Annotated in this window: 13 protein-coding genes and 1 pseudogene; 5 read left to right on the top strand and 9 right to left on the bottom strand. The window is 66.0% G+C overall.

Going from position 1 to position 15022, the window contains the following annotated elements:
* Window positions 1-5: 5 nt before the first annotated feature.
* From ACLQ3I_RS15205 to ACLQ3I_RS15215, 3 genes and pseudogenes are all read right to left on the bottom strand, one after another.
* Window positions 6-3368 (bottom strand): annotated as a pseudogene (locus ACLQ3I_RS15205) (DUF3367 domain-containing protein); the annotation flags it as partial.
* Window positions 3369-3383: 15 nt separating this feature from the next.
* Complete coding sequence (locus ACLQ3I_RS15210) at window positions 3384-3584, bottom strand: DUF2613 domain-containing protein (protein ID WP_161060666.1); 201 nt, start codon at window positions 3582-3584, stop codon at window positions 3384-3386.
* Window positions 3585-3639: 55 nt separating this feature from the next.
* On the bottom strand, window positions 3640-4146 hold the full coding sequence (locus ACLQ3I_RS15215) for a universal stress protein (protein WP_425802904.1): 507 nt from the start codon (window positions 4144-4146) through the stop codon (window positions 3640-3642).
* A 29-nt stretch (window positions 4147-4175) separates the two neighbouring features.
* On the opposite strand from ACLQ3I_RS15215, the gene ACLQ3I_RS15220 reads away from it, so the two are divergent.
* On the top strand, window positions 4176-5381 hold the full coding sequence (locus tag ACLQ3I_RS15220; protein ID WP_425802907.1) for a glycoside hydrolase family 3 N-terminal domain-containing protein: 1206 nt from the start codon (window positions 4176-4178) through the stop codon (window positions 5379-5381).
* A 74-nt stretch (window positions 5382-5455) separates the two neighbouring features.
* A complete protein-coding gene (locus tag ACLQ3I_RS15225) occupies window positions 5456-6070 on the top strand; it encodes a TetR/AcrR family transcriptional regulator (RefSeq protein WP_425790328.1) in 615 nt (204 codons plus the stop codon).
* Window positions 6071-6138: 68 nt separating this feature from the next.
* On the opposite strand, the gene ACLQ3I_RS15230 is transcribed toward ACLQ3I_RS15225, so the two are convergent.
* Window positions 6139-7857: a DUF222 domain-containing protein gene (locus tag ACLQ3I_RS15230; protein WP_425802909.1), complete on the bottom strand. Its 1719-nt coding sequence runs from the start codon at window positions 7855-7857 to the stop codon at window positions 6139-6141.
* A gap of 688 nt (window positions 7858-8545) precedes the next feature.
* Here ACLQ3I_RS15230 and ACLQ3I_RS15235 point away from each other — a divergent pair.
* Window positions 8546-9076: an acetyltransferase gene (locus tag ACLQ3I_RS15235; protein WP_425802912.1), complete on the top strand. Its 531-nt coding sequence runs from the start codon at window positions 8546-8548 to the stop codon at window positions 9074-9076.
* 365 nt (window positions 9077-9441) lie between these two features.
* On the opposite strand, the gene ACLQ3I_RS15240 is transcribed toward ACLQ3I_RS15235, so the two are convergent.
* The 3 genes from ACLQ3I_RS15240 to ACLQ3I_RS15250 are packed head-to-tail and all read right to left on the bottom strand — an operon-like array spanning window position 9442 to window position 11546.
* Complete coding sequence (locus ACLQ3I_RS15240; RefSeq protein ID WP_425802915.1) at window positions 9442-9891, bottom strand: hypothetical protein; 450 nt, start codon at window positions 9889-9891, stop codon at window positions 9442-9444.
* Window positions 9888-10235 carry a hypothetical protein gene (locus ACLQ3I_RS15245; RefSeq protein ID WP_425802917.1) on the bottom strand — a complete coding sequence of 116 codons (348 nt, stop codon included), beginning with the start codon at window positions 10233-10235 and terminating at the stop codon, window positions 9888-9890. Before ACLQ3I_RS15245 ends, ACLQ3I_RS15240 begins: the two co-directional genes overlap by 4 nt.
* Before the next feature lie 33 nt (window positions 10236-10268).
* Window positions 10269-11546 (bottom strand): amidase domain-containing protein, encoded by a 1278-nt coding sequence (locus ACLQ3I_RS15250; RefSeq protein ID WP_425802920.1) that lies wholly within the window; start codon window positions 11544-11546, stop codon window positions 10269-10271.
* A 90-nt stretch (window positions 11547-11636) separates the two neighbouring features.
* On the opposite strand from ACLQ3I_RS15250, the gene ACLQ3I_RS15255 reads away from it, so the two are divergent.
* Window positions 11637-12020: a type I restriction-modification enzyme R subunit C-terminal domain-containing protein gene (locus tag ACLQ3I_RS15255; RefSeq protein ID WP_425802923.1), complete on the top strand. Its 384-nt coding sequence runs from the start codon at window positions 11637-11639 to the stop codon at window positions 12018-12020.
* A gap of 26 nt (window positions 12021-12046) precedes the next feature.
* On the top strand, window positions 12047-12658 hold the full coding sequence (locus ACLQ3I_RS15260; protein WP_425802926.1) for a DedA family protein: 612 nt from the start codon (window positions 12047-12049) through the stop codon (window positions 12656-12658).
* A gap of 67 nt (window positions 12659-12725) precedes the next feature.
* On the opposite strand, the gene ACLQ3I_RS15265 is transcribed toward ACLQ3I_RS15260, so the two are convergent.
* Entirely contained in the window at window positions 12726-13649 is a 924-nt protein-coding gene (locus ACLQ3I_RS15265; RefSeq protein ID WP_425802929.1) for a MaoC/PaaZ C-terminal domain-containing protein, read from the bottom strand.
* On the bottom strand, window positions 13649-15004 hold the full coding sequence (locus ACLQ3I_RS15270; RefSeq protein WP_425802932.1) for a 3-oxoacyl-ACP reductase: 1356 nt from the start codon (window positions 15002-15004) through the stop codon (window positions 13649-13651). The genes ACLQ3I_RS15265 and ACLQ3I_RS15270 overlap by 1 nt, the downstream gene beginning before the upstream one ends.
* Window positions 15005-15022 lie beyond the last annotated feature (18 nt).

The raw sequence follows: 15022 nt of genomic DNA on the forward strand, positions 1-15022 counted from the left end.
GGTGCCGGCGGTGCCGGACTGATCTGCACCTCGCTGATCCCGGCGGGCGCGGGCCGGGCGAACCCGAGATTGTTGACGTCGATGAGGTCGGCGGTCTTGGTCACCGTGAGGTCGATGCGGTCGGTGACCGCCGGGTCCAGCTCGACCACACCGTCCCGCCCGACGTCGCGGACCTGGGGCCCGGTGCCGAGGTCGACGCTCACCCGCCGTGGGGCGGCGGGGTAGCGCTCCGGCGCGACGATGCGCAGCCGGTCGACGCGCTGTGCGTGGGGGAGACGGATCACCAATTCCGCTTTGTCGCCACGCTTCTTGTCCCCGGATGATTTGTCCGCCGAGGAGTCGGACGACGTCTCGGGGGCAGTCCACGTGGTGCCGACGTCCCCGTCGACCGCGGCGCCTGCATTGCCGCGCGGGTCGTCGACGCCGGTCGGTCCGTCCGCGGTGATCTGTCCGGGTGCGGAGATCAGCCCACGCAACGCGTCCCCGGACTTCGGTCGCAGCACCACGGTTGGGTTCACCTCGGTCGGGCCGGGCACCGACAACGAGCGGGTGAAGATCCCCGGCGTCTCCGGGCTCAGGCCGAGGCCGGGAGCGCACCGCTGCGAGTCGCCGTCGGCCACACACGCCGATCGGCCACCGAGTTCCTCGCCGAGCAGCCATCCCGACACCTTCGTCCCGTCGGGTGGCGGTGGCAGCACCACACGATGCCGGATGGTGAGCGGCGTGTGGCTCGACAGATTGGCCAATGAGAGCTCGCCGATGGCGAACTGGTTGCCGCCCCGGCCATCTGCCGTACTGATCGCCCGGATCTGCATCCACCGGGTGGGGCCACTCGGAGCCGTGACGGTGACCGGTTTGCCGGGCTCCACGCCCTGCGTGACGGAACTGCCCGCCTCGGTGGACACCAGGATGCCGCTGACATCGGAGCCGAGGGCCTTGCTCGTCGTGATGTTCACCGCGAGGTCGGAGCGAGGCTCGGTGAAGTCCAGGCGCATCCAGCGGCCGACCGCGGATTCGAGGCCACTGCTCACCCATGCCGTGTCGGGATCGCCGTCGAATGCCGCCGAAGGCGAGTTGGCCGGCGAGGTCTGTCCCAATTGTGTTGCATCCGAGGCCGACCCGGAGGTGGACACTCGGACCTGCCCCGGCCGGTTGTTCAGGAGCCACTGACCCTCGACGAGGGGCTGGCCGTCGACCGGGTAGTCGGGCGCCGCATTCTGGGTGCGCCGCGGGTCCCCCCGGGCGCGGATCGCCGAACTGTGGTCGTCGACCCGGCCGAAGTCGGTCTCCCGGTCGGTGGGCGTGTCGGTGATCAGGACGCCGCGGCCGCCGGCGAGGCCGGCCCGGCGCGCGTCGGCGTCGAGGACTGCCGGACCCATCGGGGCGAGTCCGGTGCGGGCGCGCTGTTCCTGAATCGCGGCAAGAGCTTCCGGGCCACCGGCCACCCGCGGCGCCGCGTCCGCATCGACGAGGACGGGGCCGGTACCGGGGAATCCCATCGGGCTGTGCACCGCGTAGATCTGGATCGCCGGCAAGAGCGGCCGTAAACCGTTGTCGCGCACCACCCCGGGTACGCTCGGCTGGCCGACGTCGGCGCCGAAGGTCGCGACCCGGTCCAGTCCGGGCGAGTTGTCGATGGCCTGCTGGGCGACGAGCGGTCGTGCGGATCGGGACGTGTCCGGATCGAGATCGGCACGCAGCACCACATATCCGATGCCCTGTTGGGCGAGGGTGGCGGCGAGTCCCGGTGAGCCCCGGCCGTCGGCGATGTCGCGCTGCACCGAGTCGAGGGCCCGGATAGCACCCGGCGGGGTGAGCGGAATCGCGTCGCGCACTGCCCATGGCTCCTCGGCGAGGGGTTGCATCGGTTCGTCGCGGGTGAGGCCCCAGAGTTGGTCGGCGAATGGCGCGCCCGGCACCACGAGGCTGCGGACCGGAGCGGTGCTGCCCGGTGGGCTGCCATGTGCGGACAGCCACTTCGACGCCGCCGACCAGTGATCGGGGATCGTGCGGTACGTGCCGGCAGGCGCCAGCTGTCCCGTCCAGATCAACGAGCCCGCACCGATGGCGGCAACCGCGACGACGATCGCGGCGGCCACCGGACGGGAACGCTGCGGGTGCGCGAAGGCCGCCGACATCTCCCGTAGGGAGGCTGTGCCGGGCAACGGCACGCGGGCGAGCAGATGCGCGGTGCCCAGAACCAGCGGGATACGGATGAACGGTTCGAACTTGTGGATGTTGCGCAACGGCGCGCCGGCACCGTCGAGGAAAACGCGGACCTGTTCGGCGATCGGAGAACCGAGTTCGCCGGCGAATCCGAGGCACATCAGCAGCAGGCCGATCACCAGCACGGTGACCAGACGACCGCGGAACGGCATGTGCCGCATGCACAATCCGGCCAGACCGGCACCGGCGAGCACTCCGGTCGCCAGCACGGCGGCCGGCTGGTCCACCAGCACCGCGCCTGCGACGCGTTCCGGCGACACGAACGGGGTCCACGAGCTGGTGCCCCGCAACACCTCGGTCAATGAGGTCCATTCGGTGGTGACCCGCGACGACTCGATGAAGTCGAGGAACGGCGGGCTCACCCGCGACAGGATCAGCAGGGGCACCACCCACCAGGCGCACGCCATGACCATTCCGAGGGCCCACCATGCCCCGAACCGCCACCAGCGGGCCGCGGGGACCGAGCTGAGGACGGGCGCGTGGAGCAGCCACCACACGGCGGCGACGCCGAGCGCGGCGAGCGTCGCGACCGCGTTGACCGCACCCATCAGTGCGACCGCGGCGGCCGACTGAAGTGCCGGCCGCCAGAGCGGTCCGCGCTCGCGGTCGAGGACACGGACCAGCGGCACCAGTACCCACGGGGCCAGCACCATCGGCAGGGTCTCCGACGAGATCGAGCCGATGGTGGTGAGGACGCGGGGGCTCAGGACGAAGATGAGTCCGGCGATCACCCGCGATCCCGGCGAGCCCACTCGGAGCGCCTCGGCAAGGCGCACGATGCCGACGAAACCGATGACGAGGAGCAGCGCCCACCAGGTGCGCTGGACGATCCAGGGCGGGAGGTGGGCGAGGTCGCCGAGCGCGAAGAATGCGCCGTGCGGAAAGAAATAGCCGTAGGCCTGGTTCTGCACCTGGCCCATCGGTGCGTTGGGGGTCCACAGATGCGCGGCGCGGCTCAGGAAGCCGATCGGATCGGCGGTGAGGTCGAGTTTGGTGTCGGCGGCGATCCGCCCAGGGGACTGCAGGAACGAGACGACGAGCGCGCAGACCGTGGCGACGGCGACTCCCCGCTTCGACAGCGTCCGGTCGAGGGCGGGATCGCGGATCCGTGCCGGGCCGGACCGATCGACCGCGGTGGTCAGGTCAGGCCTCGAAGGTCAGTTGTCGGCCCCGGCATCGCCCCGGGTGCCGTAGTCGACCGAGCCCTGGACGAAACCGCTGTTCGGATTGACGCTGTTGACGTCCGTCGACGGGCTCGTCTCGGTGGACAGGAACCCACCGAGGAACACGGCGCCGAGTCCCACCAGGATGCCGGCGACTCCGGCCACGGCTCCGGCGACGAGGCGGTTGTTGGTCATGGCGACGAAAATACCATTGACCACATAGGTCTCTGATGAGTGCGCGGAAACTGCACTACAGAGTCACCGGCGGTTGCTTCTCACACTGGGCGGGCACGATGAACACCGGACGATGGCAATGTTTGAGGACGGCCTCGGCCACGCTCGACCGTAAGAGGGCCTTCAGACCCGACGCCCCGCGGGTTCCGGTGACCAGCAGATCGACGTCGAGGGCATCGGCGGCGGCGACCAGCGCGGCCCACACTGTCGACTCCACCTCGACCAGCGATCCGTGCGCATCCATCCCGACCGACACGGCCAGTTCCACGCCGTTCTTGTTGAGGGTCTCCGCCTCCTCCTCGAGCGCATGGTCGACGCCGGCCTCGAGTTGGGTGTCGAGGAAGGGCTGCATCCCGCCGGAGAGTGTGGACAGACGTGCCGGCGACATCCCGCCCGGCTGCCAGGCCGTCACCACGTGGGCGGTCCCGGCGCGGAGGAATTGTGCGGCGTAGCGGATCGCGCGATCGGCATTCGGCGAGCCGTCGTAGGCGATCATCAGCGTCTGGTGGACACCCTGGTCCATGGGGCCAGATTACATGCCAGACTCGAGGCATGGGCTCATCTCAGCGAGGTCGAGGAGTGCGTGGCGTACTGGCGGTGATGACGGTCGCGGTCGTCGTGGTGGCCGGTGCGGGTTGCGCGTCGGAGCAGTCACCGGGCTCCGCGGAAAGCGCGACGTCGGCGTCGCGCAGTTCGTCGGCGGTCTCGTCGCCGTCGTCGAGCGCCGTTGCCGCACCGGTATCAGCTTGTGGCACAGCCGAACTCGCAAAGATGACGTTGCGGCAGAAGCTTGCGCAGATGATCGTCGTCGGGGTCACCGGGGCGGCCGACGCACAGGCCATCGTGAACAAGGAACAGGTCGGCGGGATCTTTGTCGGCAGCTGGACCGACATGTCGATCCTGTCCAGCGGCGCCGCCGGCCGCATCTCGCGGAACAGCAAGATCCCGCTGATGGTCACGGTGGACCAGGAGGGCGGGCGTGTCTCGCGGTTGTCGTCGCTGGGTATCGACAGCCCGTCGGCCCGCGAACTCGCGCAGACCAAGACCCCCGCCCAGGTGCAGGCACTGGGCCAGTCGATGGGCCGGCAGTTGCGGCAGCTGGGGGTCACCGTGAACTTCGCGCCGGACGTGGACGTGAGTGCCGAGGCCGACGACGAGGTGATCGGTGACCGGTCGTTCAGCAATGACCCGGCCGTCGTCACCGAGTACGCGGGGGCCTTCTCCGCCGGTCTGCAGTCGGCCGGGATCACCCCGGTGTACAAGCACTTTCCCGGGCATGGGCACGGTTCCGGCGATTCACATCTCGGCGTCGTGGTGACGCCGCCGCTCGCGTCGCTGGAGAAGAGTGACCTGGTGCCGTATCGCACCCTGCTCAAGAACCCGGGCAACGCGGCGGTGATGGTCGGCCACCTGATCGTCCCGGGGCTGACCGGCCCGGAGACCCCGTCCAGCATCAGCCCCCGGGCGATCGGCATGTTGCGGACCGGGCAGCCCTACGGCGGACCGCCCTTCAACGGCGTGGTCTTTTCCGACGACCTGTCCGGCATGGCCGCCATCAGCGCTCGTTATCCCATTGAGCAGGCGGTGCCGATGGCCATCGAGGCGGGCTCCGACGTCGCGTTGTGGCTGGCCACCGACCACGTGAGCTCCGTTCTCGACTCGCTACAGCGGGAGGTCGCGGCCAAGCGGCTCACGATGGCCCGGGTGGACCGCTCGGTGGTGCGGATTCTCCGGTCGAAAGGCGTTCTCACCTGCTGAACTTACCGGCTGGTAAGTAATCCGGTAAGCTCTGAACACTCAGGTGTCGGTGTTGGCGTGCGAAGAGGTGTGTGATGGCAGGCGGGACGAAGCGGTTGCCCCGCGCGGTGCGGGAGCAACAAATGCTGGACGCCGCCGTCAAGGTTTTCTCGGAAAACGGCTTCCGCGAGGCGTCGATGGACTCGATCGCCGCCGAGGCAGAGATCAGCAAACCGATGCTCTACCTCTATTACGGCTCCAAGGACGAACTGTTCAGCGCCTGCATCGAGCGCGAGTCCGGTCGCTTCATCGAGGCGATGAGCGTCGGTTTCGATCCATCGCTGAGGCAGCGGGAGCAGGCTCGGACCGTCGTGAAGGAGTTCCTTCGCTACGTCGACGAGAACCGCCAGTCGTGGAAGGTGCTCTATCGCGTCGCGGTCGGTACGGCGAGCTTCTCGCACTTCGTCTCCGACAGTCGGGCTCGTGTCACCGAGATGGTCACCGAACTGATCCGCGCCGGCACCACGGTCGAGGGCGCCCGCGACATCGACTTCGAGCTCACCGCCGTCGCACTCGTCGGTGCCGGTGAGGCCGTCGCCGACCGGATCACCGAGGGCGACGTGGACCTCGACACCGCGACCGACCTCCTCGTCGGCATCACCTGGCGCGGACTCAAGGGGGTCGGGACGGCGGACGCCGTCGCGGAGTGAACCGCTCCATCCCCCGCAAGACACCCAGAACTGTCTCGCGAGGTGTCAGGCCGAATGTCACACCCACATCAGAACGGCGGCGGATTCTCCGCGTTCCAGCGGTCGATTTCACGTTTGCTGGCGCGTTTCACCGATTCTGCACGGCGTGAACGTATCTGATCGATGCGTTGTCGCGCGGGGTGGTCGGTCGGTTGGTCTGGTGGTGCAAGACTGGTGAAAAGGTCACGGCCGGTGTAGGCGTTGCCCAGGTACATGTGGCCGTCCGGTGATTGGAAGAACACGGTGCCCATCTCGTCTTGGTAGTCGCGCCATCCTGGGTCGAAGGTTTTGAATCTGTGGTGGAATCTGCACAGCGGCTTGAGGTTTCGCCGGTTGGTTTTACCGCTGGCCTTGCCGTGGGGCGTTGTGTGGTCGAGGTCGGCGCGCCAGACCGGATTGCTGCATCCGGGGAAGGTGCAACACAACTCGCCGCACCTGATCAGTTCGGCCAGCTTGCGGCCCGGCCGGTAGCGACGTTCGGCCCTCGCGCGCCGGGCGTGAGCAGGATTGTGCCAGTGATCGTCCTTGTCCTTGTCCTTGTGTCTGTGGTCGTCGGTGTCGCTGTGGTCGCTGTGGTCGGTGTGGACGTAGGACCGGTGGGCCTCGGCCAGCAGATTGCGAACGGTCTCGGCGTCGATGACACCGTGCCCGTCGAGGAACGCCGGGTCATCGTCGCGTCCGAGCAGTGTGGATAAATTCACGACGATGTGGAATGTGGGTCGCGGTGCGCCGTCACGCGGTTGGGCCGAGGACGTATCGCTGACATCCGACTGAGAGGCCATGGCCCTCTCGGACTGGTCGGGTGTATCAGCCTGTGCGACAGTGCCGTCGGTGGGCGACGGCACGTCCGGGGTGGCCTCGAACGATTCGGCAGTGTCGAACGGGTCGACGGTGTCGGGAGCACCGCTCAGGCAGTCCTGGCAACGGCATTCGAGCACCGTGTGTCCGCCGGCCAGGGCCACGAATCCGTCCAGGCGTCGTTGTGCTTTGGTACGCGGGTCATCGTCGTGGACGTCGGCGGCCATCGCGTCGAGTTTCGCGTTGACGGCAGCAGCGTGTTCGGCGGGTAGGCTTGCCGACATCCGCGACTGGCCGGGCGTATGCCGATCCGAGCGCACCGTTATCGCCCGATCCTTGGCGACAACCTCGCGACGTTTGCGGGTGGCACCAGCATCGGTCCGGGCGATCGTTGCGTCGAGCATCGTCAGGAAACGTGTCATCGACATCGGCGCACGATTCTCGATCTCACCCACCAGTGCGGTGTCGAGTGACCCCATCTTCTCCTGGTCGACCAGCTCGCTGCGTTTGACCACCATCAGGAACCGCGGCAGGTCGATGCGTCCGATGGCCAACATGCCACCGACGAAGGGCAACTGATTGCGCATCACACTGCCGGCGACGATCAACTCACGCGCCCGCGCGGGTGTGACGGTCAGGGCCGCACCGACTTCGGCGATCGTCTTTTCCAGCCCGTTGGGACCGTAGCGTCCGCGAGGGTCGTCGCCGGCACGGCCGAGCATCGCGGTGGCCGAGATGGTCTGTGGGTCGGCCTCACCCGAACCGACCGCGGCTGCCGCCGTCGTTAGGTAATCTTCCTCGTGCTCTTCATGAATCAGGCTGATGGCCTGCAACATTCGGAAGTCGGCAGAGGCACTCACGGCCGCGCAGTGGTATAACACCTCGATCAACTCGGCAGCGCAATGATCCTGATCGGCACGCAACTGCTCGAGCAGCATTCCTTCGGACATGATTCGAACATACATTCGACCACCGACAAGTTTGGCCGCTTCGTCGTAGCCGGGATCCGAGCCGTCGGCCGACCGGCAGTTCGATCGCGACGTGTTGCCGAAGCCGGGTGGGCTGTCGAGAAGCGGACCGACATCGTCTTCGCGCTGGACCGGTCGCAGGCGTAGCACCTCGCCGGCGGTTCCCACACCGGATTTGACAGATTTGTACCTCTCCTTTAATCAGGAGATCGATCAACGATCGCGGCGAGCGAGATGGCGGAGATGCGGCTGCTGCCGCCGGCGGGTCCTTTGCGGGAGGTTTGGTCGGGGGAGCTGCTGCCGGAGCAGTGGTCGGGTCTTTCGCGGGTCCAGTCGGTACCGCGATCGGTGCCGGTATCGGTGCCGCCATCGGGAGTAAGGCCGGAGCTGATGCGGCCAAGGTTGTGAAAGGGTGTTCGACTGATGCGGCAACGTGACGCCGATCATGGCAAGCGGAAGGCTCGGCATCAAGCGAGGTCAGCCTCAACATCGTGGAGTGCACAAAACTCGCCGGCGGAGCCGAGACGACTCTCGTCGTCATTGTCGGACGGGACCTTGAACTTCATGATTTTCACTCCTTTGGTCTGTAGCCCCTCGATCCTCGCCTTCGTCGTCGGTCTACTCAGCGGCGGTGCACTCTCCCCGTGACACGAACGAATCGTGACGACTCATGATTGCCGCCACTGAATATGCGATCGTCCGCTTCGGCTGCACGGTGACACTATGCGCGACAACGGAATCCCTGGACTTCACGCCTCCGCCCGCCTGGTATGAGCTGGATGCCGAGTCGGCGCACGCCGCGATGGCGAGTCGAGTGCTGTTGCGCTCGACCACTCCGACCCTGAGGTTTGTTCCCAACGTAGCCGTCCAGTATTTCGATCTCGGCACGACCGACGTGATAGACCTCGCGGAGATCGACACCAGTTTCGACATCGGCGCCCTCGACAGTGGCACGATCCTGAACCATGGCGTAAGGCCCGACGGGAATCTCAGCGTGGACGAGGGTACCTATCGAGCCGACGGCGAGGAACTTCGAGTCCGGCGGTCGCAACTCGCCTACCTGACGCCCGCGGGGCACTCCATGCTCTCGATCCTCACGGCCACCACCGCCGACGGCGATTGGAACAGCATGGAATTCGAGATCAGAGAGATGGAGGAGCGTTGGATCAGGACCACAACCCCACCGAGTGGCGTCGCGTGAAAACGTACTTCACCGGAAAGGTGTCCATGCTCGTCACCTACCCGATCCTGGGTTTCGGTGCCGGCATGCTCCTCGGCTACTTCACCGGCTGAGTTCGCCCGATGTCGGATGACTCCGTCGCCGGTGCAGTCCAAGTCGATCCGCGGGTCGTGGTAGTGCCACCGCAGCGAGCCGGACTGAGAGGAGGGGCTCGGGTATTGAGGTTTCGTGTTACCAGGAGGTGCAGTTACAAGCCCCGGCGTTGCTGAGCGTTCCGCGGAACGTCGCGAGCGATGTCTGAAGACGGCCGTGAGAAATCAATACGAGTCAGCGCATTTCGGCCAGCCGACGAGGCAGACCTTCATGCGTCGGGCGTGCAGCGGTGACTACTCGTTTGCGTCCTGGACACTACGACTCAGCGTCGTGATCGAACCATCCTTGAAGACGATGGCGCTACAACCAAATTCGTTTGTCGAACCAAGACTTCCATACTGCGGCAGCGATCCGGGCAGAGCAACCGTTCCGTGGATCTCCCATGCAGCGAGCACGTCGGTGTTCGACTTGTGCTCGCGCTGAAGTATGCCAAGCCCATCTTCGGTGACAATTGTCTTGTGTGCATCGACGTCGGAGAAGCTGGCTGAGGATGTCAATACCGCGATTTGTTGTTGTCCAATGTCGTTCGCCTTGAGCTCAATGCTGATGTCATTTCGAATCGAGGTGAGGCAGCTGTTGATGGCATCCTGCTTGTGGTAGTGATGCTTGCGGTAGGTGGTGTAGCCGAAATAGGCGCCCACTGATACCAGAAGGACGACCAAAGTGATGATGACGCGCTTCATCGACCCGGAATCGGTGGCTTGGTCAGACCGTTGAGCGCTGCAAGTTCACGATTGAATCCAGCGGCGTTCTGCGGATCGGCGCTCACGAATGATTCGGCGGCGCCGATAATGCCCTCTGCGTTGCAGCTGAGGTCGGTGATGAACCCGTTTATCTGATTGTGCAACTCGGTTGCGTATGCAATCAGTTTTGGGCCAGTGGCAAAGCCGGGATTGTCCGAGGCGGCAGTCGCCTGGGAGTCGAAGTAGGTGTTTGTCCTGGAGAGCGCCTGCCCGGCAATGGACGAGAGTTTGCCGCCTGTCGTCTTCACCCGGTCGGGTGCTATGTGCAGGTCGTCATAGCTCATGCTTTTTTACCTTTCACTGTGGGGATCCGGGGTTCACCACGTCTTTTTCGGTGTCACGATCTCGATCTTCTGCTGCCCCTCGTGCATTGCGACCTCGGGGAGTCTGCCATCCAGGGGAAGGTCGGTGTTTCCAGGTGTGTGTTGGGTATAGACCACCTGTCCATCGGGAAGGACTCCCGTCACAATGGCCGCATGATGTGCGAGGCCCGGTGACATTGTATTGCCGTCGGGCGTGGTCCCTGCCTGGGTGTACTCCCAGTACACGACGTCACCAGGACGCGCCTGGTCCGGTGTGACCGTTGCGCCGCCATGGTCTAGGAAGAAATCCTTCTGGGCCGGAGCGAAACCCCAACTCTTGGTGTGGTCCCAACCTTCCCCCCACGGGAGATTCAACTCTCCGGCCGGAGTTTGTCCCCACCCACCGGAGTCGTAGCGCGCACCCTTCCATGGGTTGATCTTGTAAGGCAGGCCGGCCTCGTGCAATGCATTGGAAACGAAATTCGCACAGTTGTTTTCGTACACATCGATCGAGGTGTCGTCTTTGTGTTCGAGAGCCCACTTGACTGCCTTGGTTGAGCTGAAACCCTGATCGGGGCGGTCAATTCGCTGCTTGTCTGCATCCGGAATACCCGTCAATCTGTAGATTTCTACGGGGCATGCCTTCTCCAGGTTGGTCTGTTGTTTCGGAGCCAGATTGGACCACCACCGCGACACTTCTTCAGGGGTCGCATCTTTCGGGATCGTGTCCCTCATTTCTTGCAGCGCGGCGCGCACGTTGTTTTGCTGTATCTCCTGAGCATCCTCAGGAGTCATGTGTGCTTCGTTCGCGGAGACGGTGCGGCCGATCGCCGCGGCACATTCATTATCGGCTGCTGTGGCCGCGGCGACAGCAGCCGTGATCATGTCGTTTGCTTCCGTGGCTGCGAAGCCGAGAGTCAGGTCAGCAACTGTTGTCGGTGGCACTGTGACCGCGCCGGTCACACGGTCGGTCACCAGCCCTCGGGATGTAGCGAAAGTGATCGCGCTCTCGAGTTCTCGTTGAGCGATTTGGACTGCCTGATTGAGAGTATCGAGAGGGTCGACTGCCGATCGAGCGAGAACTGACGCGACTTCGGCTCGGTCAGCTACATGAACGAGTGCGTCGTGTGCGGCGCCGAATGCGGCACCGTCCCAGTCTTCCGTCAGCGGCTTCACGCCGTTGTCATGGATGTCATCCTTGATGCGCTCACACTGCTTGGCCGCCGACAGTAGATCGTCAGCTGCGGTCGTCCACGATGCCGGTTTGGCATTCCGCAATTCCGCGAAGCTCACCACAAGTTGGCATCCTACGGACCGCGTCTGCCAACTGCGTGCTCTGGTCGTGAGTGTGAAGTGCCGCACTGACGAAACGAGGTGTCGCACATGTGTATCGAGCAGATCAGATTCGGGCAGCAGCCGAACAAACTGGCCGTCATGAACCCGTATTCCATTGGGCGTCCAGAACGGCATGCCCCTATCAGAATGGCGGCGGATTCGCTGCGTTCCAGCGTTCGACCTCACGTTCAACAGGCCGTCAGCGAGCGGTTCACCGAGTTCCTCGCGGATTCCAAGGCGACCGCCAACCAGATCCACTTCGTCGGACTCATCGTGGATCACCTCACCCGAAACGGCTCCATGGAACCGGGGCGGCTCTACGACCCGCCGTTCACCGACACCGCGCCGCAGGGACCCGACCAGGTCGTCGATCTGGACAAGCTGACGCGACTGGTCGGGATCATCGAGGAGTTCAGGGACGTCGCGGGCTGATCCAGCCGTCCCAGTATCCTCGATCAGTGCACGTAATCGCCGACTGGCTCGTCGAGCTGGTGGAATCGGTGCCGTCGTGGGCGGTCTACCTGGTGGCGTGCGGAGTCGTCTACGCCGAGACCTCCACCCTGATTCTCGGCCTGATCCTGCCCAGCGAAGCCACGCTGCTGGCCGCCGGCGTCGCCGCGGCCGTCGGCCCGACCGCGGTCGGCGCCCTCGTGGTGGCGGTCTGCGTGGCCGCGATCGCTGGCGACGCGACCGGGTACTGGATCGGACACAGCTCGGGACATCGGGTGAAGGCATCGCGGGCGGGACGACGGTTCGGCGAGGAGCGGTGGAAGAGTGCCGAGGCGCGGATCGACCGGGACGGCATGGTCGCGGTTGCCACCGGACGATGGATCGGATACGTGCGCACCCTCGTGCCACCGGTGGCCGGGATGACCCGGATGCGCCCGCTGCGATTCGGCATCGCCGATGTCATCGGTGCCACCACCTGGGCGACCACCGTGCTGCTGGTCGGCTACTTCGCCGGCGCCGCGTTCGGCGCGACACTGCTGCTCTACGCCACCGCTGCGCTGGTCGTCGTCGCGGTCAGCTGGTACGTCTGGCGGAAGTGGCAGGCGCGACGGCCGGCCTGAAACACGGAGTACTCCCACAAACACGGAAAGCATTGCGTGTTTGTGGGAGTTCTGCGTGTTGTTGGCGTCAGGCGCCGCGGGTGGTCGCGGTCAGGTGCGGATACCCCTTGCGCCGGTTGAGAATCGAGAGGTCGAAGTTGCCGCTCACATGCGGCCCGCTCGCTGCGCTCCCGGCGCCGGCACCGTCGATCCGCCGGGTGTAGAGATTCACCTTGGCGGGCAACAGGATCGGCTTGCCGAAGCGCACCGTGTAGGTGACGTCTTCGGGTAGCTGGGCTTCGACGTTGGCGATTGCCGCTGCAGCACTCCACATCCCGTGCGCGATGGCCTTCGGGAAGCCGAAGGCCTTGGCCGTCAGATTGCCCATGTGGATGGGATTGCGGTCACCGGATGCCTCGGCATACTGGCGGATGCGCCCCAGATCGACCGACAGCACCGCGTCCGGGGGCGGCGGCGCGATCTCCTTGGGTGCCGGCCCGCGCGGTTCGTCCGACAGGCTGGTCCGCTGCTGCTTGAGGAACGTCGCCACCTGGGTGGTCACGAGTTCCGAACCGACGCTGACCCGCGAGATCATGTCGACCAGCAGACCCTTGCGGTGCTCACGCAGGTTCTCCGCATGCGTGTCGATGGTCAGCGGCTCGCCGACGCCGATCGGCCGAATCCGGTGGATGCTGTTCTCGACATGCACCGAGCCGACCGCGCCGAACGGAAAGTCGTTGTCGGTCATGACCTTCATCGCCAGCGGGAACTGCAGCACGAACGGATACGTGACCGGGAGCGTCGAGCCGAACCGCTGCCCGGTGACACGCGTGTAGGCATGCAGTCGCTCGGCCTCCACCCGGACGTTCTCCAGGCGATAGTGCCGCTCGGGGATGGTGGCGTCGGCCCGCACGGTGGCCGGCTTGCCGATGACCGGCAGCATGGCGCCGACGGCCTTGGAGTACACCTCCGCGGTGCCCGGCGCGCTCGGGAGCGTGATCGTCTTGGCCATCACGCGCCCAGGAATCCCTGGCCGCACACGCGGACCACGTTGCCGGTGATGGCGCTCGACGCCGGGCTCGCGAAGTACGCCACGGTCTCCGCGACGTCGACGGTCTGGCCGCCCTGCTGCAACGAGCTCATCAGCCGCCCGGCCTCCCGCGTCGCCACCGGGATGGCCGCGGTCATCTTGGTCTCGATGAATCCCGGCGCCACCGCGTTGATGGTGATGCCCTTCTCCGCCAGGATCGGCGCATATGTGTCGACCAGGCCGATCACGCCCGCCTTGGACGCGCCGTAGTTGGTCTGGCCGCGGTTGCCGGCGATGCCCGCGATGGACGAGACGTCGACCACGGAACCGCCCGCACGCAGCGCGCCTTTCTCCAGCAGGTCGTTGACCAGCCGCTGCGGTGCGATCAGGTTGACCCCGATGACGGCGTCCCAGCGCGATGCGTCCATGTTGGCGAGCAGCTTGTCGCGGGTGATGCCCGCGTTGTTGACGATGATGTCGATGCCGCCGTGCCGCTCGAGCGCGTGCTCGGCGAGCTTGGTGCCGGCATCCTCCGCGGTGACGTCGAGCGGGAACGCGGTGCCCTTGATCTTGTTCGCGGTCTCCGACAGGGCCTCGCCGGCCTGCGGGACGTCGGCGGCGATCACGTGGGCGCCGTCGCGGGCCAGCACCTCGGCGATGGTGGCGCCGATGCCGCGGGCGGCACCGGTCACCACGGCGACCTTGCCGGCCAGCGGCTTGTCCCAGTCGGCGGGGGCCTTCGCGTCGTCGGCGCCGACGCGGATGACCTGCGCATCGACGAACGCCGACTTCGCGGAGAGCACGAAGCGGACTGTCGACTCCAGTCCGGTCAGTCCCGTCTTGGCGTCGGGGGAGACGTAGACCAGCTGGACCGTCGCGCCCTTCTGCAGTTCTTTGCCCACGGAGCGGGTGAAGCCTTCCAGGGCGCGCTGCGCGATGTGCTCGTTCGGATCGCTCACCAGCTCGGGTGTGGTGCCGATGACCAGGAAACGCGCCGACGGTGCGAGTGAGCGCATGTTCGGCTGGAAGAACTCGAACAGTTCACGCAGCTCGGCCGGCGAGGTGATGCCGGTCGCGTCGAAGACGAGGGCGCCGTACTTGTCGGCGCTGCGGCCGGTGGTGGCGTTCTGGATCACGTCGTAGTCGGGCGAGGTGAGGATCTCGCGCAGCGGCTCGACCACGCGCCCGGCGCCGCCGAGCAGCACCGGTCCCGGCAGGGCGGGTTCGGACGGCTTGTACCGGCGCAGGGTCGGCGGGACCGGCAGGCCCGCCTGCTTGGCGATGAACGAGCCGGGGGCGGAGTGGACGAAATTCGAGTACAGGCCAGTGGCTGCCACGGGAGATCTCCTCAGGTT

The sequence above is a fragment of the Gordonia sp. DT101 genome (assembly GCF_049844895.1).
Taxonomy (GTDB): Bacteria; Actinomycetota; Actinomycetes; order Mycobacteriales; family Mycobacteriaceae; genus Gordonia.

Excerpts from the sequence above, each read along its gene's own strand:
- ACLQ3I_RS15210 (WP_161060666.1), bottom strand. The coding sequence starts at position 3,584 with ATGACCAACAACCGCCTCGTCGCCGGAGCCGTGGCCGGAGTCGCCGGC.
- ACLQ3I_RS15215 (WP_425802904.1), bottom strand. The coding sequence starts at position 4,146 with ATGGACCAGGGTGTCCACCAGACGCTGATGATCGCCTACGACGGCTCG.
- ACLQ3I_RS15220 (WP_425802907.1), top strand. The coding sequence starts at position 4,176 with ATGGGCTCATCTCAGCGAGGTCGAGGAGTGCGTGGCGTACTGGCGGTG.
- ACLQ3I_RS15225 (WP_425790328.1), top strand. The coding sequence starts at position 5,456 with ATGGCAGGCGGGACGAAGCGGTTGCCCCGCGCGGTGCGGGAGCAACAA.
- ACLQ3I_RS15230 (WP_425802909.1), bottom strand. The coding sequence starts at position 7,857 with ATGTCCGAAGGAATGCTGCTCGAGCAGTTGCGTGCCGATCAGGATCAT.
- ACLQ3I_RS15235 (WP_425802912.1), top strand. The coding sequence starts at position 8,546 with ATGATTGCCGCCACTGAATATGCGATCGTCCGCTTCGGCTGCACGGTG.
- ACLQ3I_RS15240 (WP_425802915.1), bottom strand. The coding sequence starts at position 9,891 with ATGAAGCGCGTCATCATCACTTTGGTCGTCCTTCTGGTATCAGTGGGC.
- ACLQ3I_RS15245 (WP_425802917.1), bottom strand. The coding sequence starts at position 10,235 with ATGAGCTATGACGACCTGCACATAGCACCCGACCGGGTGAAGACGACA.
- ACLQ3I_RS15255 (WP_425802923.1), top strand. The coding sequence starts at position 11,637 with ATGTGTATCGAGCAGATCAGATTCGGGCAGCAGCCGAACAAACTGGCC.
- ACLQ3I_RS15265 (WP_425802929.1), bottom strand. The coding sequence starts at position 13,649 with ATGGCCAAGACGATCACGCTCCCGAGCGCGCCGGGCACCGCGGAGGTG.